Origin of the sequence: Limnothrix sp. FACHB-406 (genome assembly GCF_014698235.1) — a bacterium.
Taxonomy (GTDB): domain Bacteria; phylum Cyanobacteriota; class Cyanobacteriia; order CACIAM-69d; family CACIAM-69d; genus CACIAM-69d.
Map to the genome: position 1 here is coordinate 1 of NZ_JACJSP010000010.1, position 22606 is coordinate 22606.

The 22606-nt window shown below is 54.3% G+C and carries 18 protein-coding genes and 1 pseudogene; 4 read left to right on the forward strand and 15 right to left on the reverse strand.

From position 1 onward, the window contains the following. Together H6G53_RS11045 and H6G53_RS11050 are read left to right on the forward strand one after the other, a co-directional pair. Window positions 1-609, forward strand: a pseudogene (locus H6G53_RS11045) (photosystem II q(b) protein); the annotation flags it as partial. Window positions 610-868: 259 nt separating this feature from the next. Next, the gene (locus tag H6G53_RS11050; protein WP_190532900.1) at window positions 869-2143 is read left to right on the forward strand and encodes an FAD-dependent hydroxylase; all 1275 of its coding nucleotides are present in this window, start codon (window positions 869-871) and stop codon (window positions 2141-2143) included. A 92-nt stretch (window positions 2144-2235) separates the two neighbouring features. Here H6G53_RS11050 and ftsE read toward each other — a convergent pair whose 3' ends face one another. After that, on the reverse strand, window positions 2236-2973 hold the full coding sequence (ftsE, locus tag H6G53_RS11055) for a cell division ATP-binding protein FtsE (RefSeq protein ID WP_190532903.1): 738 nt from the start codon (window positions 2971-2973) through the stop codon (window positions 2236-2238). 117 nt (window positions 2974-3090) lie between these two features. Between ftsE and H6G53_RS11060 the strand changes: the two genes are divergently transcribed. Continuing rightward, a complete protein-coding gene (locus H6G53_RS11060) occupies window positions 3091-4725 on the forward strand; it encodes an NAD(P)/FAD-dependent oxidoreductase (RefSeq protein WP_190532906.1) in 1635 nt (544 codons plus the stop codon). A 61-nt stretch (window positions 4726-4786) separates the two neighbouring features. Here the strand turns inward: H6G53_RS11060 and H6G53_RS11065 are convergent, their stop codons facing one another. Beyond that, a complete protein-coding gene (locus H6G53_RS11065; RefSeq protein WP_190532909.1) occupies window positions 4787-6958 on the reverse strand; it encodes an ATP-binding protein in 2172 nt (723 codons plus the stop codon). Between the two features lie 504 nt (window positions 6959-7462). Here H6G53_RS11065 and H6G53_RS11070 point away from each other — a divergent pair. Continuing rightward, the gene (locus H6G53_RS11070) at window positions 7463-8770 is read left to right on the forward strand and encodes a pitrilysin family protein (RefSeq protein WP_190353463.1); all 1308 of its coding nucleotides are present in this window, start codon (window positions 7463-7465) and stop codon (window positions 8768-8770) included. 123 nt (window positions 8771-8893) lie between these two features. Here H6G53_RS11070 and H6G53_RS11075 read toward each other — a convergent pair whose 3' ends face one another. From H6G53_RS11075 to H6G53_RS11135, 13 genes are all read right to left on the reverse strand, one after another. Beyond that, entirely contained in the window at window positions 8894-10045 is a 1152-nt protein-coding gene (locus H6G53_RS11075) for an NAD-dependent epimerase/dehydratase family protein (RefSeq protein WP_099532643.1), read from the reverse strand. Between the two features lie 303 nt (window positions 10046-10348). Then, window positions 10349-11092 (reverse strand): HAD-IIB family hydrolase, encoded by a 744-nt coding sequence (locus H6G53_RS11080; protein ID WP_190532911.1) that lies wholly within the window; start codon window positions 11090-11092, stop codon window positions 10349-10351. Between the two features lie 90 nt (window positions 11093-11182). Beyond that, window positions 11183-12709, reverse strand: coding sequence for a ferredoxin:protochlorophyllide reductase (ATP-dependent) subunit B (gene bchB / locus H6G53_RS11085; protein ID WP_190532914.1), 1527 nt, complete (start codon window positions 12707-12709; stop codon window positions 11183-11185). A 516-nt stretch (window positions 12710-13225) separates the two neighbouring features. Next, entirely contained in the window at window positions 13226-13972 is a 747-nt protein-coding gene (locus tag H6G53_RS11090) for a response regulator transcription factor (protein WP_099532646.1), read from the reverse strand. Window positions 13973-14245: 273 nt separating this feature from the next. After that, entirely contained in the window at window positions 14246-14977 is a 732-nt protein-coding gene (locus H6G53_RS11095; protein WP_190353460.1) for an HAS-barrel domain-containing protein, read from the reverse strand. 64 nt (window positions 14978-15041) lie between these two features. Beyond that, window positions 15042-15236, reverse strand: coding sequence for an NAD(P)H dehydrogenase subunit NdhS (locus H6G53_RS11100; RefSeq protein WP_099532648.1), 195 nt, complete (start codon window positions 15234-15236; stop codon window positions 15042-15044). A 206-nt stretch (window positions 15237-15442) separates the two neighbouring features. Further along, window positions 15443-16552: a glutamate 5-kinase gene (proB, locus tag H6G53_RS11105; RefSeq protein ID WP_190533106.1), complete on the reverse strand. Its 1110-nt coding sequence runs from the start codon at window positions 16550-16552 to the stop codon at window positions 15443-15445. 946 nt (window positions 16553-17498) lie between these two features. Continuing rightward, window positions 17499-18065, reverse strand: a complete 567-nt coding sequence (locus H6G53_RS11110) for a YqeG family HAD IIIA-type phosphatase (RefSeq protein WP_099532651.1) — start codon at window positions 18063-18065, stop codon at window positions 17499-17501. A gap of 109 nt (window positions 18066-18174) precedes the next feature. Further along, the gene (mltG, locus tag H6G53_RS11115; RefSeq protein ID WP_190532917.1) at window positions 18175-19272 is read right to left on the reverse strand and encodes an endolytic transglycosylase MltG; all 1098 of its coding nucleotides are present in this window, start codon (window positions 19270-19272) and stop codon (window positions 18175-18177) included. Window positions 19273-19284: 12 nt separating this feature from the next. Beyond that, window positions 19285-19842, reverse strand: coding sequence for a DUF3727 domain-containing protein (locus tag H6G53_RS11120; protein ID WP_099532653.1), 558 nt, complete (start codon window positions 19840-19842; stop codon window positions 19285-19287). A 540-nt stretch (window positions 19843-20382) separates the two neighbouring features. Continuing rightward, window positions 20383-20577, reverse strand: a complete 195-nt coding sequence (locus H6G53_RS11125; RefSeq protein WP_099532654.1) for a hypothetical protein — start codon at window positions 20575-20577, stop codon at window positions 20383-20385. 326 nt (window positions 20578-20903) lie between these two features. Then, window positions 20904-21383, reverse strand: a complete 480-nt coding sequence (locus H6G53_RS11130) for a hypothetical protein (protein ID WP_099532655.1) — start codon at window positions 21381-21383, stop codon at window positions 20904-20906. A 412-nt stretch (window positions 21384-21795) separates the two neighbouring features. After that, window positions 21796-22155, reverse strand: coding sequence for an iron-sulfur cluster assembly accessory protein (locus H6G53_RS11135; protein WP_099532656.1), 360 nt, complete (start codon window positions 22153-22155; stop codon window positions 21796-21798). Between the last annotated feature and the right edge of the window lie 451 nt (window positions 22156-22606).

Consider the following 22606-nt stretch of genomic DNA (forward strand, 5'->3'; position numbering starts at 1 on the left):
CTGATCTACCCGATCGGTCAAGGTTCGTTCTCTGACGGTATGCCTTTGGGCATCTCGGGCACCTTCAACTTCATGTTGGTGTTCCAAGCTGAGCACAACATCCTGATGCACCCCTTCCACATGTTGGGCGTTGCTGGTGTGTTCGGTGGCTCGCTGTTCTCCGCAATGCACGGTTCCTTGGTGACCAGCTCGCTGGTCAAGGAAACCACCGAAGTTGAGTCGCAAAACTACGGCTACAAGTTCGGTCAAGAGGAAGAAACCTACAACATCGTTGCAGCTCACGGCTACTTCGGTCGCTTGATCTTCCAATACGCTTCGTTCAACAACAGCCGCTCGCTGCACTTCTTCTTGGGTGCTTGGCCGGTTGTGGGTATCTGGTTCACCGCCCTGGGCGTGAGCACGATGGCATTCAACCTGAACGGCTTCAACTTCAACCAATCGGTTGTTGACTCGCAAGGTCACGTAATCGGCACCTGGGCTGATGTGATCAACCGCGCCAACCTGGGTATGGAAGTGATGCACGAGCGTAACGCTCACAACTTCCCGCTGGATCTGGCTGCTGGTGAAGCTGCTCCCGTAGCTCTGCAAGCTCCCGCAATCAACGGTTAATTCTGAAGGTTGTGAGTGCCTGCTAGCCTGAGCAAATCAGTCTAAGCGACACAGTGGAGGGGGGACGATCTTGAATCGTCTCCCCTCTTGCTATTGGTGATCCTGAGAAACTCATGCGGGCAGTGATTCGCAGGATCCAGAACGGTTGGAATCGCCCGATAATTGGGTTATCGGTACTGGTTGTGCGGCGGCTCCCGGGGAATTCGTAGGAATTCAAGATTTGAGGAATTGAAGGTTTATGTTGCTCGATCGCCCAGAAATGCATAGCGAATCTGATGTGGCGGTGGCGGAAGCGAAAGCGGCTGCAATTCCCACCTATGACGTAGCGATCGTTGGGGGTGGAATTGTGGGATTGGTGGTGGCCTGTGGGTTGCGCCAAACGGGGTTGAAAGTGGCGATCATTGAAGCCCTAACCCAGGCCACGGCAGCAAAACAAGCCCAGGCCTATGCCTTTTCCCTGTCTTCGGCCAAAATCTTCCAGGGATTGGGCTTGTGGGATCAGGTGCGATCGAGTCTGGAACCCTTCCGGCGCATTCGGCTTTCCGATTGTGATTGGCCCGATGTGGTGGAATTTTGGCCCCAAGATGCGGGAATGCAGACGGAGTTGGGCTATGTGGCGGCCCACAATACCCTGCTGGAAGCCTTGCAAGGGGCCGTGAATCGATCGCCCCATTGCACTTGGATTGGCCCGGCCACGGCCACCGTTTTGGACTACGGGGCCGATTGGGCTGAGTTGGTGATTGCGCCCAATGGCGAGGGGGTGACGGTTCCGTCGCGACTGCGGGCCAAACTGGTGGTGGCGGCGGATGGGGCCCGATCGCCCCTGCGGGAAGCGGCCGGCATTCCCAGACGCGGTTGGGCCTATTGGCAATCCTGCATTGTGGCCGCCGTCAAGGCTGAACAGCATCACCAAAACATCGCCTACGAACGGTTTCAGACCAGCGGCCCCTTCGCGATTTTGCCCTTGGGGGATGTTTGTCGCTTGGTGTGGACGGCTCCCCACGCGGAAGCCCAGGCGATGTTGGCGTTGGATGACCCAGCATTTTTGCGGGCCCTGAGCCAACGGTTTGGCCCCCAGATGGGGCAATTGGAATTGGTGGGCGGTCGCTATCTATTTCCGGTGCGGTTGATGCAGTGCGATCGCTACGTGGGGCATCGGTTGGCCCTGGCGGGGGATGCGGCCCACTGTTGCCATCCCGTGGGGGGACAAGGTTTGAACATGGGCATTCGCGACGCGGCGGCCCTGGTTGATGTGATCCAGGGGGCGATCGCCCGGGGTGAAGACTTTGGGCAAGTGGCGGTGTTGCGGCGCTACGATCGCTGGCGGCGTTGGGGCAATTGGGTGATCTTGGCGTTCACCGATTTGCTCGATCGACTCTTTTCCACCCAACTGTGGCCCGTGGTTTGGGTGCGACGGCTGGGCTTGGCGGCCCTCAAGCGGGTTCCGCCCCTGAAGTCCCTGGCCCTGAGGTTGATGACAGGACTGCTGGGGAAAATGCCGAGCTTGGGTCGCCTGGTGGATTCCAACCCTTGAGCGTTCGGCGATCGCCCCGCGTCAATTGGTGGTTACAGATGGTGGTTACAGCCGCGCGATCGCAGATTGGCCGATCGCAGATTGGCAAGCTGCTAGCCTAACCAGGCGGCCGGTGCGGGCCGGGCGGTCGATCGACCGGCGGGCCGCACCTCGTAAAGCTTGCCTTCATTCAGTTGCAAAACTCGGTGATGACTGCGCCGCACCCACAACTCATCATGGGTCGTGACGATCGTGGTTGCTCCCAATTCGTTGAGCCGCTCCAGGATCGCAATGATCTGTTGGGAGTTGTCGCCGTCGAGGTTGCCGGTGGGTTCATCGGCCAAAATTAAGGGGGGCGTGCTGACAATTGCCCGGGCAATGCTGGCCCGTTGCTGTTCGCCGCCGGAGAGTTGTTCGGGGAAGTGGTCTGCCTTGTGCAGCAGCCCCACCAACCGCAGGGCGGGCGTGAGACGACGGCGAATTTCCGCCTGGGGATAGCCCTGGGCCAACAAAACGAAGGCAATATTTTCGGCTACGGTGCGGCGGGGAATGAGTTTGTAATCTTGAAAAACGATGCCGATTTTGCGCCGCAGGAGCGCCAGTTGATTGCGATTGAGATCGCTAACCCGTTGCCCATCGATGATCACTTCGCCCCGATCGACCAGTTCTTCGCCATAGAGCAACTTCAGCAGGGTAGACTTGCCCGCGCCGGAGGGGCCCGTAATCATCAAAAATTCACCGCGATCGACCCGTAAATTAGCCCCCAACAGGCCGCGCTGACTGCGGTTATAGATTTTCACCACCTCGCGCAATTGCACGATCGCCGCCGCACTCGACCTCACACCAGCCATGGCCGTTCTGTCCTTTGTGGAGGGTGGGGGTCGTCAGGATGCCAAGCTTGGGCCACTGGGCCCGCAATCGCCTGAATCGATCGCCCTGTTCCACCCAATTGTTCGTTTTGGTTCGTTATGAGTTTAACCGCCGATCTCCTTTCCACCATCCCCGGCCAACCGTTGGCGGGTTTAGCGCGAGCCGATCGCCTGTGGCAACAACTCCGGGGGCTGGATGATCAGGGGGTCAAACCCCCCATTTCGGTAATTTACGAATCTTCACAAAATCTGGCGGCCGATCCTGACAACTGGCCGCCGGCCGATGCCCTCAGGGTTGATTTGGTGGTACTGGGGGGAACCTTGGGGATTGTGATGGCCACGGCCCTGGCCCAGGCCGGTTGGCGCGTGGTGTTGATGGAACGGGGACAACTGCAAGGGCGAGATCAGGAATGGAATATTTCCCGATCGGAATTGGCCGTTTTGGTTGAACGGGGGCTGTTGACAGCGGCGGAACTGGAGCGGGCGATCGCCTCGGAATTTAATCCCGTGCGGATTGCCTTTGCGGGTGGTCAGGAGCGATGGGTGCGGGATGTGCTGAATCTGGGAGTCAGTCCCGCCATTTTGGTCGCTCAATTGCGGCAAAAATTCTTGGACGCTGGGGGCATCCTGCTGGAGCAAACCCAGTTTGTTTCCTTGACCGTGCAGCCCGATCAGGTTTGGGTGCAGGGGCGATCGCTCCTGGGCGGCCCCACCGGAGCCACAGGAGCCGGGGGCAACGCTGCCTATGGGGATTGGGTCACCGCCCATCAGGCTACGGTCACGATCGGGGCGCGGCTGGTGTTGGATGCCATGGGGCATCAGTCCCCGATCGTCCGGCAAACTCGCGGCCCCGCCAAACCCGATGGCGTTTGTCTGGTGGTGGGCACTTGCGCCACGGGCTATCCTGCCAACGACAGCGCTGATCTCATTGCCACGACCACCGGCATTCAGGACGATCGCCAATATTTTTGGGAAGCGTTCCCCGCCCAAGCGGGCCGCACCACCTATCTGTTTTGCTATGGGGATGCCCACCCCAGCCGTCCCAGTTTGCACGACTTGTTTGAGGACTACTTCCGGCTGTTGCCTGCCTATCAAAACTTGCCTTCCCTGGAGGGGTTGCAATTTCAGCGGGCCCTGTTTGGTTTTTTCCCTGCCTTTCGCCAAAGCCCTTTGCAACCAACGGTCGATCGCCTGCTGTTTATTGGTGATAGCAGCGGTTTGCAATCCCCCCTCAGTTTTGGCGGCTTTGGGGCCCTGTTGCGCCACCTCGATCGGCTCTTGGATGGCATCACCAACGCCCTGCAAACCGATCGGCTCGATCGATCCCACCTGAGCCTGTTGCTGCCCTATCAACCGAATCTTTCCGTTACCTGGTTATTTCAGCAGGCCATGCGCGTGGCTGTGGGGCAACAGTTACCGAGCGATCGAATCAATCGATTGTTGGATGCGGTGTTTGGGGAAATGGCCGCAGCGGGCGATCGGGTACTGCGGCCCTTCCTACAAGACGTGGTGCAATTTCCTGCCCTTTCCATTGCCCTGGCCCGTGTGGCGATCGCCCAGCCGGCCTTGGTGGCTCAACTCATTCCCCAACTGGGCTTGCCTGCCTTGTTGGATTGGATGCGGCATTATCTCGCCTTGGGGCTATATCACGCGGGCGATCGCCTGGCCTTGCCCGCTCGCGAACCGGTGCGATCGGCTTGGCGCTACGGTTCTGGCAACGATTGGCATTCCTAACGGTTGGTTAATGCTTGGCTAGTGAATGCCGGGTTAGTTAATGCTTAGTTAGTGACAGCCTTTACCGATGATTGAATGGCGGATTCTGCTGATTGATACCAGCAGGCAAATGAATAATAAATTGAGTACCTTGATTGGGTTGAGAGCGACAGAAAATTTTCCCTTGGTGTCGCTCCGTAATAACTTGATAGCTAATTGACAGTCCCAAGCCTGTGCCTTTGCCAACGGGTTTTGTGGTGAAAAATGGATCGAAAATCCTTGCCTGCACGGATTCTGGAATGCCGGGGCCATTATCAGCAATGCTGATTTCAACCACATTTTCACTAGCGATAAACTGGGTGGTAATTTCAATTCGGCTAGGATTAGCCTCAATTTCTGCCTCGCTCCAGCCGGCTGTTTTTTGCTCCAAGGCATCGATCGCATTAACCAGCAAATTCATAAACACCTGATTCAGCGGGCCTGGATAGCATTCCACAGGTGGCAAATCGCCATATTTTGTGATTACTTCAATGGCTGGATGATCAGACGTTGCTTTCAAACGATGTTTGAGCAACAGCAAGGTGCTTTCAATGCCATGGTGCAAATTGGTGACACAATCTTTGGTTTGGTCAGTTCTGGAAAATGTGCGTAGGGATAAAACTAGCTGCCGAATTCGATCGGTGCCCACGGTCATCGAATCCAAAATTTTAATCAAGTCAGCTTGAATAAATGCCAGCTCTTCAAAGTCGATCGAGGCTTGACCGTTAGATTGGCTGGCTTGACCGGCATGGATTGCATAGACTTGCGTTGTGGCTTGGAGTAATTCGTGAACATAGTCCCGCACATAATCTAAGTTGCCATGAATAAAATTCACGGGATTATTAATTTCATGGGCAATTCCTGCCAAAAGCTGCCCCAACCCTGACATTTTTTCACTTTGAATCAGTTGCAATTGCGTTTGTTGCAATTGGTTCAGGGCCTCGCTGCGGTCTTGAACGGTGGCTTGCAGGGTTTGGTTGGTTTCGGCCAAAGATTGCAAAGTTGCCTCCACTTTGGCAGCCATTTGATCAAAGGAATGACATAAAAAAGTCAGCTCATCCATGTGCTGTCGATCGCGAACCGCAAAAGCGAAGACGGCCTCTGAAGTGGTGGCTTTTGGGGTGGCCATGGGCATGATTTTCTCCGTGGCCACCAAGGTATTGCATTTTTCTAGAATTGGCTTAAGTTGGCGATTGAGACGGCGCACAAAACCCAATACGGCGATCGCCAACAGAATGGCGGCAATGCTGACACTGATGATTAAAATGCGCCAAAGGGGCCCCAACACCACATCACTGGGAACAACGGCGATCGCAATCCAGTTGGCACTGGGAATTCGCTCATAGGCGATGATTTGATCTTGGTGATAAATAATATCGGAATTTTTGCTCTGCAAGATGGGCCACAGTTCGCGCAAGAGTGGCAAATCTCGATAGCTGGAATTGGCTTGAAGAGACTTGCGCTTCGGTGGGTAAGCCAGTAATTTGCCAGATCTGCTGAGAATGGCAAAATAGCCTTCATTGTTGATGACGGATCGATCGACTCGTTTGCTGAGTTCGGTCACGCTGAAATCTGTTCCTGCCACACCAACTAGGTTTTTTTGACTGTCATAGAAGGGAACTAAGTAGCTGGTCATGACAATATTTGACCACTCATAGGGTTCTATCCAAATTCCCTTTTGATTACCCACAGGAATTCGCCAGTAATGTTGGTCAGGATATTGATCGTCTTTATACAACTCTGAGTAAATCCAGTCGGAGTAGGGAGGTGGTAGGCGCTCACCGATCGGATTGGGCTGACCTTGATCGACATAAAAATATGGATAAAACCACTGACGATCGCGCAAAACCTGAAAGGCATTTTGGCCGAAGCCTACTCCCAACACTAAGCTGGGACGTTGTTTGAAAAATTCTAAAGTTAGTTGCTTATAGAATTCTGGATCTTGAATATTTCGATCGCGATTGGTCAAAACAGCCGCCGACAGAATTTCAATGTAGCGCTGCGACTCTAATAGTTGCCCTCGGGTAAATTCAACTTGGGCGTTCAGTTCCGCACGAATTCGCCCAAGGGATTCCCGTTCAATGGAGCGATAAAAGACGGCGGCCATGGTTCCCAAGGCCACGAGGGCCCCACCCAAAACGTAGAGAAAAAGTTGGGTGCTGATGGATCGAACAAGCAGGCGATCTCGTAATCTCTGGAGCCACTTGGCCAGCATAGGGATCAATAGTTGGAAAGAGCAGTGAGTTGCGAAGGGGATGCGCTCTGGGCTTGGCTTTGGTGACTAACAATTGTGGCTATTCCTCAGGAAATTAAGGGACTCTTGAGGTATTGGCTAGGACTAAATGGGCTTCATTTGGAGGAAATGGAATGGAGGATGATCAGGATCGGCTTCTTAATTGATTGGAGATCTGTTTTTAGCTATAAATAATTGCAATTGAGTGCTGATTCTTGATCTGCCAGTGCCCCTATTTTGGCATCTTCTTTTCAGAATTTTAAGTAATCGATGAAACGGTGGGGATTGGGCGATCGCCCCGATCGCAGCCTTTGGAGCTTTACGGATTCCAAGGGCAACCAACCGGATTCCTTGACTGAATGATTTGGGGAAGCAGACCTGTGGATGGGTGGCCGGAAGCGATCAAGATGAACAGTACGATCGCCCCCAAACAGGTTAAAAGGGGTGAGAATGTATTGTGCAAAACAATTTCTCGTTTCTTTCGCCATGACGTTTGCGCCCCCAGTTCAGCACCATGTTTTTCCCAATGGTTTGACGGCAATTGCGATCGAAAATCCGGCAGCGGACATTGTGGCGGCTCGTATCTTCATTAAGGCTGGGAGTCTGTGGGAGGCGCGATCGAAAGCGGGGCTAGCCAACTTGGTGGCAGCGGTGATGACGAAGGGTACGGAACGCTTGTCATCGATGGAAATTGCGGAGCGGGTGGAATCAATTGGGGCCAGCCTGGGCACGGATGCCAGCACCGATTACTTTCTAGTTAGCCTCAAGAGTGTGTCCCACGATTTTGTGGATCTGCTGTCCTTGGCGGGAGAGTTGTTGCGATCGCCCGCGTTTCCGGAGTCGGAGGTGGAACTGGAGCGATCGCTGATGTTGCAGGGGATTCGTTCCCAACGCGAGCAGCCGTTTTCCCTGGGGTTTGATCAACTGCGCCAAGTGCTGTACGGGCCAGAGCATCCCTATGCGTTTTCACCCTTGGGCACGGAAACCACCACAGGACAACTGACCCCAGCGGATTTGCAGGCGTTTCATCAAACCTACTTCCAGCCTGATCGGGTGACGATCGCGGTGTCCGGTTGCCTGAGCACCCAGGAAGCTTTGAAGGCGATCGAAGCAGTGTTTGGCGATTGGCAGGTGAGCGATCAAGTCATTGTGGAGCCGCAGTTTCCGCCTTTGCCCAACACCATTGAGCAACGGGCGATCGCCCAGGAAACTCAGCAGGCGATCGTCATGTTGGGTTATGGGGCCGCATCGGTGTTGGGAACGGATTCAACCGCAACCGAGCAACAACATCACCCGGACTATGCGGCGCTGAAGTTGGCCAGCACCTATTTGGGCAATGGCCTTTCGAGTCGCCTATTTGTGGAGCTGCGGGAAAAACGCGGCTTGGCCTATGAAGTTTCAGCCCTCTATCCCACTCGCTTGGGCCCGTCGCACTTTGTGGTTTACATGGGCACTGCGCCTCAGAACGTGCCCGAGGCGATCGCCGGGTTGCAATCGGAGGTGGAACGCTTGATTCATCACCCGATTGAAGCAGCAGAATTAACCGCCGCCAAAAATAAGCTCTTGGGTCAATATGCCCTGGGTAAGCAAACCAACGCCCAGTTGGCTCAACTCTATGGTTGGTATGAGGTGTTGGGCTTGGGTCGCGAGTTCGATCGCACCTTTCAAACTGCAATCGCCCAAGTGAGTGCCCAAGATATTCAAACGGTGGCCGATCGCTACTTTGCCGCACCGCACATGGTTTTGACGGGCCCCGCCGCCGCCGTGGAGCCGGCCCTGTTGGTGACCCCCTAAGTGCAGCCAGCGAGCACCAAAACAGGCCAAAGCCAAAAAGTCCCAAGAAAATCAGAAAATTAGGGGCAAGGAACTTCAGCCCCTTGCCCTTGTTCTTGACCTTTTAGTGGTTTTAGCTGTTGATTAACCCTTCCACTTCACCTTCGGCAAAATTTCCGAGTTGTCCACCCGCCCCTTGTATTTCACCGCGAAGTTCAACAGGGAATCCAGCAGCGAATCGGACAGGTAGTGTGGTTGTAAGCCCAAATCCAGCAGATTGGTGTTCTTGGCGTTGAAGTAATGTTCTTCGGCTTCGACGCGGGGGTTTTCGATGTTGTTGATTTCCACCTTCAGACCCATGGCCGCGCTGGCCTCTTGGACTTTCTTGGCCAAGTCCAAAACGCTGAACAGTTCCGTGAATTGGTTGAACACTCGAAATTCACCGGGTTTGGCAGGCGTTTCGATCGCCAGCTCCACGCAGCGCACCGTATCGCGAATGTCCAGGAAACTGCGGGTTTGGCCGCCCTTGCCATACACCGTCAACGGATGGCCCACGGCGGCCTGAATACAGAAGCGGTTGAGTGCTGTGCCGAACACGCCGTCATAGTCCAACCGGTTGATTAGCAATTCGTCCATGCCGGTTTGGTCGGTCAACACGCCGTAAACCACCCCTTGGTTGAGGTCGGTGGCCCGCAGACCCCAAACCCGACAGGCAAAGTGGATGTTGTGGGAGTCGTGGACTTTCGAGAGGTGATAGAAACTGCCGGGTTGCTTGGGATAGGGCAGGGTATCTTTGCGACCGTTGTGCTCGATCGTGATGTAGCCCTCTTCGATGTCGATGTTGGGCGTGCCATATTCGCCCATGGTGCCCAGTTTGACCAAGTGACAGTCGGGGAACTTCTCACGAATGATGTAGAGCAGGTTGAGGGTTCCGACAACGTTGTTGGTTTGGGTCAACACGGCATGTTCGCGATCGATCATCGAGAACGGAGCCGATCGCTGTTCCCCAAAGTGAACGATCGCCTCAGGTTGAAACTCGGTCAGAGCCTGATCCAGGAAAGCATAGTTGGTGATGTCGCCAACGTAGAGGTCAATGTGTTTGCCGGTCAGGTCTTTCCACCGTTGGATGCGCTGCTTGATCGGGGCGATGGGGGTCAGGGTGTCAATTTGCAGTTGTTGATCCCAGTGCCGACGAACCAGGCTGTCCAGGATGCCAACTTCATGACCGCGATCGGACAGGTATAGAGCCGTTGCCCAACCGCAGTAACCATCACCGCCAATGACGAGGACTCTCATAACTTCTTGGAGCTAGCGCTTGCCGATTGTTTCGCTCAATCTATCAGGGTTTGGTTAAATTTAGGCCTTCCACTGAAGGATGGGCGCTGGATCCCGATTGATCCTGATAGGCTCCTGATGGGCTGGGCGTTTCGAGCACTAAGATCTCGCTTTCGAGTTCTGATTGGTTTCGGGTTGGTTGTCGGTGGATCGTTGATTGATCATTGATTGATCAACGATTGATCGTTGATTGATCAGCGATTGTCGGTTTGTGATTATTTGCAAATATTTTCTGGGCAGGTACTTTTGCTGCAAACCGACGGATCAAAACAAGTCCACTTGCCAATGGCGGAACCCATCCATAATGCCCAAGAGGCCAGGATAGGGACTGTGGTAGAGGGTGGGCCGATCGCCCAATGCCGCCAGCAGCTTGGGTTCACTGTTGCCCACGGCGATCGCCCGGTAGCCCGCCGCCAACAGGTTCAAATCATTGAGGCTGTCTCCAGCGGTGATGATTCGATCGCCCGGCCAGCGCTCCAGCTTGGCCAGTCGTTGCAGGGTAGATCCTTTGGCAACGCCCTTGGGCATCACATCCAAATAGCGATCGGCGGACATAATCACATCAAAACCGGCCGCCTGGATCAGGTTCAGCGTGGCTTGCCGCAATAATTGCGGGTCGTAGTCATAGGACACGCGGTAGGCAAATTCCCCGCGCTGCAACGAGAGACCCGGCTCCCCCGCCAGCAAGCACTTGACCCGATCGTTCGCGCAATTCCAGCGATTGGCGATTTCCGATTGGATGGTTTCGATCGGGCGGCCCTGACCGTCATAGACCGTTGTGCCCACATCACCAATCACAAAATCCGGTTGGGGCACTGGGCAATCGCCCGACCACAGCGGTTCAATGAGCTGCCAATGGCGACCGGTCACGAAAACCAAAATCAGCCGATCGCGCTGTTGTTCAATCCGTTGATAAAACGCAGCGCGATCGGCCTGGGAGCCGTGCAGAAAGGTTCCGTCCAAATCCGTCGCCAGCACCCAACGGGGCGCGGTCGTTGCAAAAACCATAGATCACCAGTCCCCCACCGATGCGATCAATCCCTGGGCATTGTACCAAGGCGTTTCCTGCTTCCTGGGGGAGATGGGTTCCTGGCTGGGCTATGCGCCAACGGCTTCCTTGGCGGCATAGAGCACTTCAGCGGTAATTTGCGTCAGTCCCCGATCGCGCGCAAATTTTTCCGTATTGCGCTTCACCTTGCCCCGCACAAAACCCGGCACACGGTTCAACTCCGTCAGCCCATCGCGACTCCAATTCAGCTCCGAATCCGTGGAAACAGACTTGGTAATCACTTCCTTGGTGTCGTGGCCGCCAAAGATTTCCAGCAAATGATCTTCCATGCCCAAGGTGAAGGAGTTATAAACCAAATCCACCACCTGATTGGCTCCCTCGTAGCCCAAATAGGGTCGATAGCCAACGGGGAAATTCTGAATATGAACCGGAGCCGCAATTACACCACAAGGGATATCTAATCGCTTGCCCACGTGGCGCTCCATTTGCGTGCCAAAGATGGCGGCCGGTTCAATTTCTGCGATCGCGTTGGCCACCTGGGTATGGTCATCGGTAATTAAAACCCGATCGCAATATTCACTGACCTGATCCCGGAACCAATCGGCATCATACTGACAGTAAGTGCCCGCCAAAACCACCTGAATTCCCATTTCCCGGTCCAGGATTTTGGTCATGGCCGCCGCGTGGGTGTTGTCACCAAACACCACGGCTTTTTTACCCGTTAGGTTTTGACAATCGATCGAACGAGTGAACCAAGCGGCTTGCGAAGCAAATCGGGTTTGTTCATCAATAAACCCTTCATAGTTCACCGGTTCGCCCTGACTGTTCAGCACGGCTTGGATCGATCGAATGCAGCGGGCCGTTTCCACAATCCCCATCGGCGTGATATCCACAAGCGGCATCTGAAATTCCGTTTGCAAATATTGCGCCGTCAGCCCGCCAATTTCACGGTAAGGAACCAAATTAAACCAAGCCCGGGGCAACTGTTTCAGTTCTTCCACCGAAGCCCCATCGGGAATCACCGCATTCACCGTAATTCCCAAATCCGCCATCAATCGCTTCAGTTCTGTGCAATCGTGGCGATTATGAAATCCCAGCGTGGTCACTCCCAAAATATTCACCGAAGGGCGATCGGTCTTTTGGGTTTGCAAATCACCCACTTTGCGGGCTTTTTCAATGTAGAACTTGACGATTTGCTGAAGGGTCTGATCCGCCGCTTGCAATTCGTTCACGCGGTAGTGATTCACATCAGCAAAGAGCACATCGCCCTTAGCATCCAACTGGGCCCGGGCCACAAAATTTTGCAAATCCTCTTGCAAAATGCTTGAAGTGCAAGTGGGAGTCAGCACAATTAAATCGGGCGCTTCTTCTCGATCTTTGCGAACAATATTATCAACAACTTTTTCTTGGGAGCCTTGGGCCAAAACGTTGCGATCGACCACGCTAGTGGTGACAGGGGTATAGTCTCGCTCCCGTTCCAGCATCGATCGCATCACATTGAAATAGTCGTCCCCCAGTGGGGCGTGCATGATGGCATGGACTTTTTGAAAAGAACTGGCAATCCGCAACGTTCCAATGTGAGCCGGCCCGGCATACATCCAATAGGCTAATTTCATCTGCTGCTCAACTTGGGCCCAATAGCCCGACGCATTGACGTTGAATCAGGTCTAAATTTGCATCTAAATCTAAGCCCAAGTTTGATTCTCGCAGACGAATAATTGATCCCCGCTAAACATGAAGCATTGCAACGTAAACAAAAGTCTGCAAGTGTTGCGAGACCTAACAACCCTTGCAGACGAATGAATGGCGTTTGCCTTGTTTGGGATTGGCTTTTCGAGAATTAACCCTGTTTTGGCTTTGTCTTCTTTTGAACAAACTTGAATCAAGGTGAACGAACTTGAACTCAATTGAAAACTTGAGATGAGACCGAAGAGGCTATCTGAAAAGGATCTGGCCCGGGCCCAGCACCCGCAGTCATGGGGGCAAGGGGTTAAGGGCCTACGTCGCTTAGCCCGAAACCCCAGAGCTGCCGTTAGTAGGAGCCGTGGGGGCCAGATGCTTGAGCATCTTGTCTTTGTCGATCGAGGAGAGAATCGGGGTTGCAGAGCCGAAGCGATCGCCAAACCTGGCGCTTAAACCGAAGCTGTGTCGGCCACGGTTTCCACGGCGCGATCGTCCTGGGCCGGCAATTCCAGACAGTAACCCGCACCATAAACGGTTTTGATGTAGCGCGGATGGCGGGGATCGGGTTCTAGCTTGGTGCGCAAATGTCGCACGTGAACTCGAATGGTTTCAATGTCATCGTTGGGATCGTAACCCCAAACTTCCTTGAGAATTTCGCTGGGGGCAACGGTTTGACCGTGGCGCTGCAACAGGCAATGCAACAGCTCAAATTCCAGGTGAGTGAGCTTCACGGTTTTGTCAAACCAAATGGCCTCAAACCGTTCAGGAACCAGGGTTAAGGGGCCGTAGCTCAGGATTTCGCTATGCTTGGCGGCTTGGGGAATGCGATCGGTGCGTCGCAACAGGGCCCGCACCCGCGCCAACATTTCTTCCACTTCAAAGGGCTTGGTTAAGTAATCGTCTGCCCCTGCATTGAAGCCTTCAACTTTATGTTGTGTTTGCCCCAGCGCTGTCAGCATCAGCACTGGAATATCGGCGGTGCGTTCATCGCGTCGCAGCCGCTGACAAACGGTGAACCCATCAACCTTGGGCAACATAATGTCCAACAAGATCAAGTCGGGCATGAGTTGGAGCGCTAGGGCTTGGCCCTTGATGCCATCGGTGGTTTGGTTCACGTCATAGCCGGCCATTTCTAGGTTGACGGATACCAGTTCGGAAATGGCTGGATCGTCGTCAATAACGAGAATGCGCGGCATGGCCTTTGGCTCCGAAAAACGTGCGATCGGGGACAGGCAAACAACTGCATATCCCTGATCGGATTATAAAGCGGCTGAGAAGAAGGCTGGAAAATCACTATTTTGTTTTAGCAATCGTTCGCAACCGACGGTAACAGTTCGCAATATTGCCATGATTCGCAATCGGGCTGGGGCTAACCGGGCCGAGGCTAATCGGGCTGTGGCTGCTGCTCGATCGCCCCCATGCCGGCCGCTTGGGGGTTTAGGAATTGCAAAGATTAGGGATCACAAGGATTAGGGACTGAGATGAACTTGGCCGAGGATCGCTCGCAGGCGATCGTAATCATCCTTGAGCAGAACGCTGAGGGCACGGCCCGCCTGCACCAACCAGGGGCGATCGCCCTGTCGCAGCCGATAAACCTCCCGCAGCGTGGCGGCAATCAACGCATCGGTGGGCGTGCCGCTCATTTGCAACAAAGTCCGCAAAAAGTCCATTTTGGCGGTGAATTCCACCACCTCTTGGCGATCGCACCCATACACCGCCTGGTGAATTTGGGGTGGGCGAGGGGGCAAATGTTGATAGATCGGGCCGTTGATCAGTTTGGCCCCCGCTTGCAGGAGGTTGGCGATCGCCCCTGGGTTCACGCCTTCTGTCCCGATCGCGTCGGGATTCAAGGACTCCAGCGGCACAAACCCCACGATCGCTACCCGAAACTCCGTGCGCAACATGGAAAAAATCTGCGGCTGTTGTTCGCGCAAATCTTCCAGGGACAGCCCCAAGGCCTGGGCCCGGTGTACGGAGTCGATCGGGGCGGTGGTGGCGTGATAAACCACCCCATAGATCTGATTGCCGGAATCCTCATCGCGCGATCGCACCCAACTGCCAAAGGGCGGCATGGTCGGAAAACTAAGGGTTTCTGGCTCCAAACATTGGGCCAAATATTCCGTCGTGGCCGTTTCAATCACTTCCGCCAGGTGATGGGACGGACGATCGCGCTGGGCAAATTGCGGCAGGGGTAAACGCATGGCCGAACCAAAGCAGGGCTAAGGGGAGCAAGGGTTAGGGGCCTGACGGCCTTGAACCAATGCGTTACTTTTTGCCGCGACCAGCCGTGGCATCCACCGTCTCCAGTTCCGAGAACCGGAAGGTGACCAATTTATCCCAGTTGCCACCCTCAAACAGCACGGCCACTTTGCCATCGGTCACGCGCTGCACTTGACCTTGAAATTGATAGTAGGTGTCGTTGGGGTTAATGACACGGACTGCGGAACCGGGCAGGATCATAGGATTAGCCTGAACTCAACAGGGACTGGGATTGGCTTGGGAATCAGGGCTTGGGGCCCCGGGGGCAGTCAACCGATGCCCAGCCCTTACGATAGCGTGCGATCGAGCTGCTTTGATCGCCCAATCCCGCCCGATCGCCCCCAAAATTTTTGATATCCCCAATCAGTTGAACGGTTGAATATGGCTGAATCCTGTGCCCCGCGTCTTTAGCTGGCCAGCACCAAGTTATCCCGATGCACCACCGTTTCCGGCGCATCATGCCCCAAAATTGCGGCAATTTCGTCCGATCGCTTGCCACAGATTTTCTCCAGCGCCTCATGGCTGAAATTCACCAGGCCGCGAGCCACCTCCCGCCCTTCTAAATCACAGAGCTGCACCGCATCTTGGGGTTGAAACTCCCCTTCCAAATCCCGAACTCCCGCTGCTAACAGGGATCCACCGCCCGTGCAGATGGCCCGCACCGCCCCGGAGTCGAGATAAAGCTTGCCCGCTGGAATCAGGCCATGGGCGATCCACCGCTTGCGGGCGCTGGTGGCCTGGGGTTGGGGCGCAAACTGCGTGCCAATATCCGCCCCCTCCAAGATTTTCAACAAGTTACGCGGTTGGCTGCCGTCCGTGATCACCACGCGAACCCCGGCACTGGTGCCAATTTGGGCGGCGGTGATTTTGGTGGCCATGCCGCCGGTTCCCCACTGGGAGCCACGGCCGCCAATGTCCAGCTCCAACGCCTCCAAATCAGACATTTGCTCCACCAGGCGAATGGGTTCCGCGTTGGGATTTTGGCGCGGGTCGGCGGAATAGAGCCGATCGACATCCGTGAGCAAAAACAGCCACTCCGCTTCCACCAAGCTGGCCACCAAGGCCGAAAGGGTGTCGTTATCGCCAAATTTCAACTCATCCACGGCCACCGTGTCGTTTTCATTGACGATCGGGATGGCTCCCATCCGCAGCAGTTCTTGAAAGGTGCTGTAGGCGTTGATGTAGCGACTGCGCTGGGCCAAGTCTCCCCGCGTCAGCAACACTTGGGCGATCGGCTGGTCAAACTGACTAAACAGATCGTCATAGACCCGCATCAGTCGCCCTTGGCCCACGGCGGCCACGGCCTGTTTCTGGGCGATCGCCTTGGGCCGTTCCGTCAGCCCCAACCGCGCACAGCCCACCCCCACCGCTCCCGACGACACCAGCACCACGGGATAGCCCCGATCGCGCAGATCACAAATCACTTCCACCAGCGTGGCGATCGTGGACAAGGCCAGCCGGCCGCTGTCCGGTTGGGTCAAGCTGGAAGTGCCAATTTTCAAGACGATCGGGCGCATAACTAACCACCACTTCTGGAAGGGTTGCAAGGGGCAACCAATTATCAAACCAGTGAACGGCCCCAGCGGCCCAGGCTGTGGCCCCAGGGCGATCGAGGTTTATGGGGATCAAACAGTTGAGGTATGGGGGGAATGCGTGGGGCTAATTCTGGGCGATCGACTCGCCTTCGTGCGGATCCCCCACCGGAATGCTTGAGATTACCGCGAGACCTCCGCCCCCGATCCCGACCCAGATCCTGGGCGAAACGGCGATCTCCAGCACCGTGATCCCAAAAACCCTGAGCAACAGGGCCCCAAAACAGCAGGGCCAAAAACAAAGTGCCGGGATCCGGAGACCCCAGCACTTTGTGTGTTTAAAAAAGTTGGTTTTATGGTTAGGGTCTTTATTGGCTGACCCCATTTGAACTGTTATTAGAATCGCAGATTTTTGGGATGGCGTTTTATTTCCTTATATTTTTTTTATATTTGTTTCTTCATAAAAGTTAATCAAAAAGGCGAGATTTTGTATTCTAGCAAGCGATATATCACGGGATCAGTATCTTTTCTTTAAAAAATGTTTCAGTCATAGCGGCAACTTGATAGAGAAATCCCCCCAGGCCAGAAAACTAAGACGATTTGAATAAAAACTGTATCGGGATTGACAAAAAATTATTAAGTGCCCTATTCCCTAGATTTTCACCATGAATCTGTGCGTTACACCGCAAATTGCAACGATTAATGATGGCAAAAACCATGACTAATCGCTCCTAAAGTTAGCCCCCAAATCCTCGGATTGGATTCCGAATCTTTGGGGGCGGTTGTCAATGGTGCTCTGTTGGTTTTTTGGGGCCAAGACTGCTGAATTGTGTGCTCATCTATTCAGGTGGGATCCACCCAGTCGAGATCCATGAGCACCGGCCATTTTTAACTCAATCTCAGAATGACTTCGAGTTAGCCATTAATTAAGTTAGCTGGCGGGGCGATCGGGCGAGGAGGTCGCTGTGGGCAGGGGCGAAGGATCGCGATAGAACGATGCGCCAATCAGTTTTGAGAGCCACACTTCGAGGGAGTGAATCGGGTAGCCCCGATGGGCCGACAGGGGATTCACCATCGGTTGCACCAACACGGTGAACAGCCCCAGACGGTTACCGGCTAACACATCGGTGAACAGGCGATCGCCCACCATGGCCACCCGCTCCGGCGGCAGTTGCATTTCTTGGAGCGCTTGGCGCAACTTGCGGCGAGAGGGCTTGGCGGCTCCGGTGAAGTAGGGCAAGTCGAGCGATCGGGCAATGCTGCCAATTCGCGACTCGCTCAGGTTGTTGCTGGCCAACCACAGTTGCACATGGGGCCGCACCGCTTGGATCCAAGTCACCAGTTCCGGTGAAACCGCGTCGGTGGTGGTGGGAACCAGGGTGTCATCCACATCCAGAATCAAGCCCTGCAAACCGTGCTGCACAATCACTTCCGGCGTGAGGGCCAAAATGCAGTCGCCTAGGATTAAGTCGGGCTGAAGCAGGACACCAAACGTCACGGGAACCTCACAAACTTGTGGCGATCGAACTGAGCAGCGAAACGGAGCAGCGAAACTGAGCGGCAAACTGATGAAGGGGCGATCATCAGGGCGATCGGGGCGATTGTGCCTAGGGGCTGGGGCTGGTCGCCGGTTGAGGGGTCGATCGAGTCCTGGCGTTGCGCTCGGCCCGAATGCGCTTTACAGCGGCTTCGTGTTCCGCCAAGGTTTTGCTAAACACATGGGTTCCGTCATACCGTGCCACAAAGAACACATAGTCTGTTTGGGCCGGAGCCAAGGTGGCCTCTAGGCTGGCCTTGCCCGGTGCGGCGATCGGCCCCGGCGGTAACCCAGGATTGAGATAGGTATTGTAGGGCGAAGGCTGGCGAATATCCGTGAAAGTCAGAGGACGATCAGGTGTTTGCCGAATTTTCAGGGCATATTCCACCGTTGGATCTGATTCTAGCTTTTGCCCCCGATTCAGCCGATTGCTAAACACCCCCGCAATCACCGATCGCTCCTGGGGAATCACCGCCTCTTTTTCTACAATGCTGGAAAGCGTCACCCACCCCAACAAATCCAGCTTGGTTTGGCCGCGATTTTGGTTCCACAGGGGCAAAGCCACCTTCTCGAAGCGATCGAGCATGGAATCAATCACCGCCTGCGGGGTAATCGTGTCTCCCGGAAACTGGTAAGTATCCGGAAAAAGAAACCCTTCCAAGGACGTAATTCGCTGGGGCAGCCAGGGGTAGCGATCGCGCGGAATTTTTTGCGTGAGGGCCAAAAACTCCTCCGCCCGAAACACCCCTTGGGACTGGAAATAGTCGGCCATTTGCCGCACTGTCCAGCCCTCCGGAATCGTCAGGCTCTGTTGAATGGTCTTGCCCTGCCAAAGTTGCTGGGCAACGTCCGTCATCGGGGCCGTGGGTAATAGTTCATAGGTTCCCGCCTGGAAGCCGCCATTGTCGTCATTCCAAGTCAGCCACCGGGCCCACAGTTCCCAAGCCGCGCTGGAGCGAATAATCCCCAACCGTTCCAGATCGCGGCCAATTTGCCGGGCGCTGGTTCCCCGTTCAATTTGCACTTGTACTGCTTTCATGGCGGTGTCGCCCTGGGCCAAGTCCATGGGACGGTTGGCCCAGCTCCACCATTGCCATCCTTGCCAAGCACCAACCAAGGCCGCCGTGGGCACGAGGAGAGTAAATATCACGCGACCCAATCGTTGCATGGCTCGATCGAACTACTCCAACCCATTAAATAGTTGTTCCTCGATCGACGGTAGCAAATCTTCGATCTGCTCCAACTCCTCGGGATCCAGTAATTCTGGCTGTCCCTGCTCATTCATGCGGGCCACAATGAAAAATGGATCCAGCGGCGTATAAACCGCGTACTCCGTTTCATTATGAAAAAAGCTAGCTAACCACTGGAACTCATCCACATCTTCGCCGGAGCCGTTCCCTTCCCAGGGTTCATCGTCCTCCGGTTCTTCGGGTAATTCGCCCTCAACGGTCAGCACGATCGCCGTGCGCTTCAACTTCAAGTTCTCCTCTGCCAACACCGCCTTCGCCGTGTTGAACAGGAGATCGATCTGTTGCTCGTTCTCGATCGGGACGGCTTCTTCGTCCTCGTCGTCACCCTTCCAGGTCACAATCTCAACCGGGGAATCCACCGGGTGTAAGAGCACATACTCGGAGCCTTCCACCTCGATCGAGTGCTCAACAAAACACTCCAATGTCCGACCCGTGGCATCGGACAGGGTGATGGTGGGAACGTCCCACGCAGTATCTTCTTGGGTCATGCGCGCGATGGGAATCGAGACCTTAAAAGTATCCCCCATGAGGGCAGCGTTGCCGCAGGGAATAATGAGGATTTTCCCGCCCTGCTCTCAACCACCGGACTGACAGCAGAATGGCCAGGCCATTGGCTCACCCACAAAAAAGCCCCCTGCACAGGAGGCCCATTGCGGACTAGAGGAGTAAGTTCACCCTCAATACCCATCTTTCACTCAGTGCCTATACCCGATCGAGAAACCCATAACAGTGCTGTTCCGAGTGCCGTGAATTGTGCCGAACACTGGGCCACCAATTGAAGGGAAAAAAAGAAAGGGCGATCGCACCGGTATTCTCAGCCTCAGGGGCATCATTGAGAATCAAGATGGGATTGATCGTACTTGAAAAATGAATTGGGAAAAACCGGTTGCAAACTGCTGAACATTCTCTTTTGAAGCAATTGTTTCAGTGAACAACCTTCAACCCAACATCTCAATTCAGCAAATCTAGCAAACTTCATGAATGGTCGTTGCCTAATCGCTGATTCAGCCATTCAGACAACAGAACCCTTAACCAATGGCATCTTCTTCAGACAGCATCTCTAGAAGATTGTCGGGATCCACATAATGGCAAACCGCATCATCAACACAAATCAAAGCCCAACCCGATGCATCAATATCCATTAATTTGTAGGAGGCTTCTTGGACAAAAAAGCCCTTATGATTACGGGTTTCCGGCTTAACAGTAACGTTGTTCGCAGACATTTCCCTAACTCCTGAAACGGTGTGACGACGAACTGAACTGGTCGGGTAAAGCAAGTCTAATAACTTGTATCGCAAAATCCTATCATTCAATTTTTGATTGTCCAGTAAAGTTCTGTGACATCTTGCAACCCCTTGTTAAATGTAAACGCTGTAACCAGGGAGCTGCTGAACCCTGTTTTTTCGAGGGTTTGACCGGTCGGAGATTTGGCCTTTTGGGGTCACAATCGTTCGAGAAAGTGTAAAGTTTTTTGACAATTAAAAATGGAGCCAGTTTTTACCTGACTCCAATGCCAAAAAATCAATAAGACGTGATCCCAGCGCGATCCCTAACTATCAAAGATCCAAGCTTTGATCCGCTGAAAGCCTTTGCTGTTGGGTTTTTGGGCGATCGCCTCTTCCAAATTTTTCTGAACTTCTTCGGCCGCGTCTTGGTCAATCAAAACCAACTGGCTGGCGATTTCCACCTGTTCTCGCACCCCTTTTTGGCCGTCTTCGATCATGGCAACAGCCAGATTTACACGGGCTTGGGCATCCTGGGGATTAAGTTTCACGGCTTTTTTAGCAGCTTTGAAAGCCAATCCCGCTTGATCAGTCAGCAGATACAGCCATGCCAAGCAAGTCCAAGGGGGGCTGCTTTTGGGGGCCCGATCGCACACGGACTTGAACAGCGGAATCAGCACAGCGGGATCTTCACCGGCTTGATAGCGATCGATGCCTTGCAAGAACAGTTCTTCGGCGGTTAACGTCGCGGAGTCAGTGGTTTCCGCATCCGCAAGTTCTGAAGTGACAACAGGAGTTTCGGCCATGGGTCAACCACGAAAAAGAATGAGGGTCAGTCCTGACGAACGATCGCCAACGGGAAGCAACCCGCCAGCACCGATCGCCCAAAGGCTTGGTCTTTGACCACTGTTGAAGGGTTGCGTTGCGCGCACAAAGTCGCGATCGCCCCGAAAACGGAATGGCAGGGATAATTCCGAATCCTAACGATACCAGCAAACGCGAAACGGCAATCCCGAAGGACTGCCGCCGCTGACAGAGGGGCGATCGATCGTCCCCCCAACGGGCCCCACCAAACTGATGAAACCCAGTTAAGGACAGGAGGCCCAGTTCAAACCAACTCAACTCAAGCTAAATCAGCTCAAGCTAAATCAACTCAAACTAAATCAACTCAAACTAAATCAACTCACTCAACCAAAACCCAGTTAGGTTCAATCCCAACTAGGCCGAAAAAGACTTCCCACAGCCGCAGGTTTGGGTAGCGTTCGGGTTGCGGAATTGGAACCCGCCGCCAATCAAAGCCGTGCTGTAGTCCAGTTCCAAACCATAGAGATACAGCAAGCTTTTCGGATCACAAATCACCTTGAAATCGCCGTAATCAAACACATCGTCATCGGGGCGAATATTCGCTGCCGTCTCAAAGTCCATCGTGTAAGACAAACCCGAACAACCGCCTCCCCGAACGCCAACTCGCAAGCAGAGGTCGCTTTGGCCTTGGCTCTGGCGCAGGTTGAGCAGGTGTTGGCGGGCCGACTCGCTAATTTGAATGCCTTGCTTGGCGGGAATGGTTGAAGTAGTCATAGGGTTCAAAGGGCTGGGACTAGCAACTACCTGGGGATGGCTCCGTGGAGGAAGGCCCCAGAGTTTCGCGGAATCTGTGAAATCGATGAAATCTGATGAAATCTATTGTAAGCAACTCCTCCAGCTAATTTTCAGTAATTCCAGGAGGCTATAGGTTCTGGCGATGTGACGATCACTTAACGATCATCTAATGATCGTCCTCTTCCTGAATGCTCTGGGCTGAAACCACGGCAAAATAACCACGGTAAAATCAGCCCGCCGCAGGAAATCACAGCACAATCACCCCACCGTAGGGTCTGTCGTCAAATCCTCTGAAACCCTGATTCCACCGCTAACGGTTCTTGAAAGCCAAGGCCCTTAAGCCCCCTGTTGCGACGATCGGGGCACGGAAAATCAACCGTTCCTGCCTAATCCCAAGACATCACAACCGCCCCTAAAACCTACCGTATGG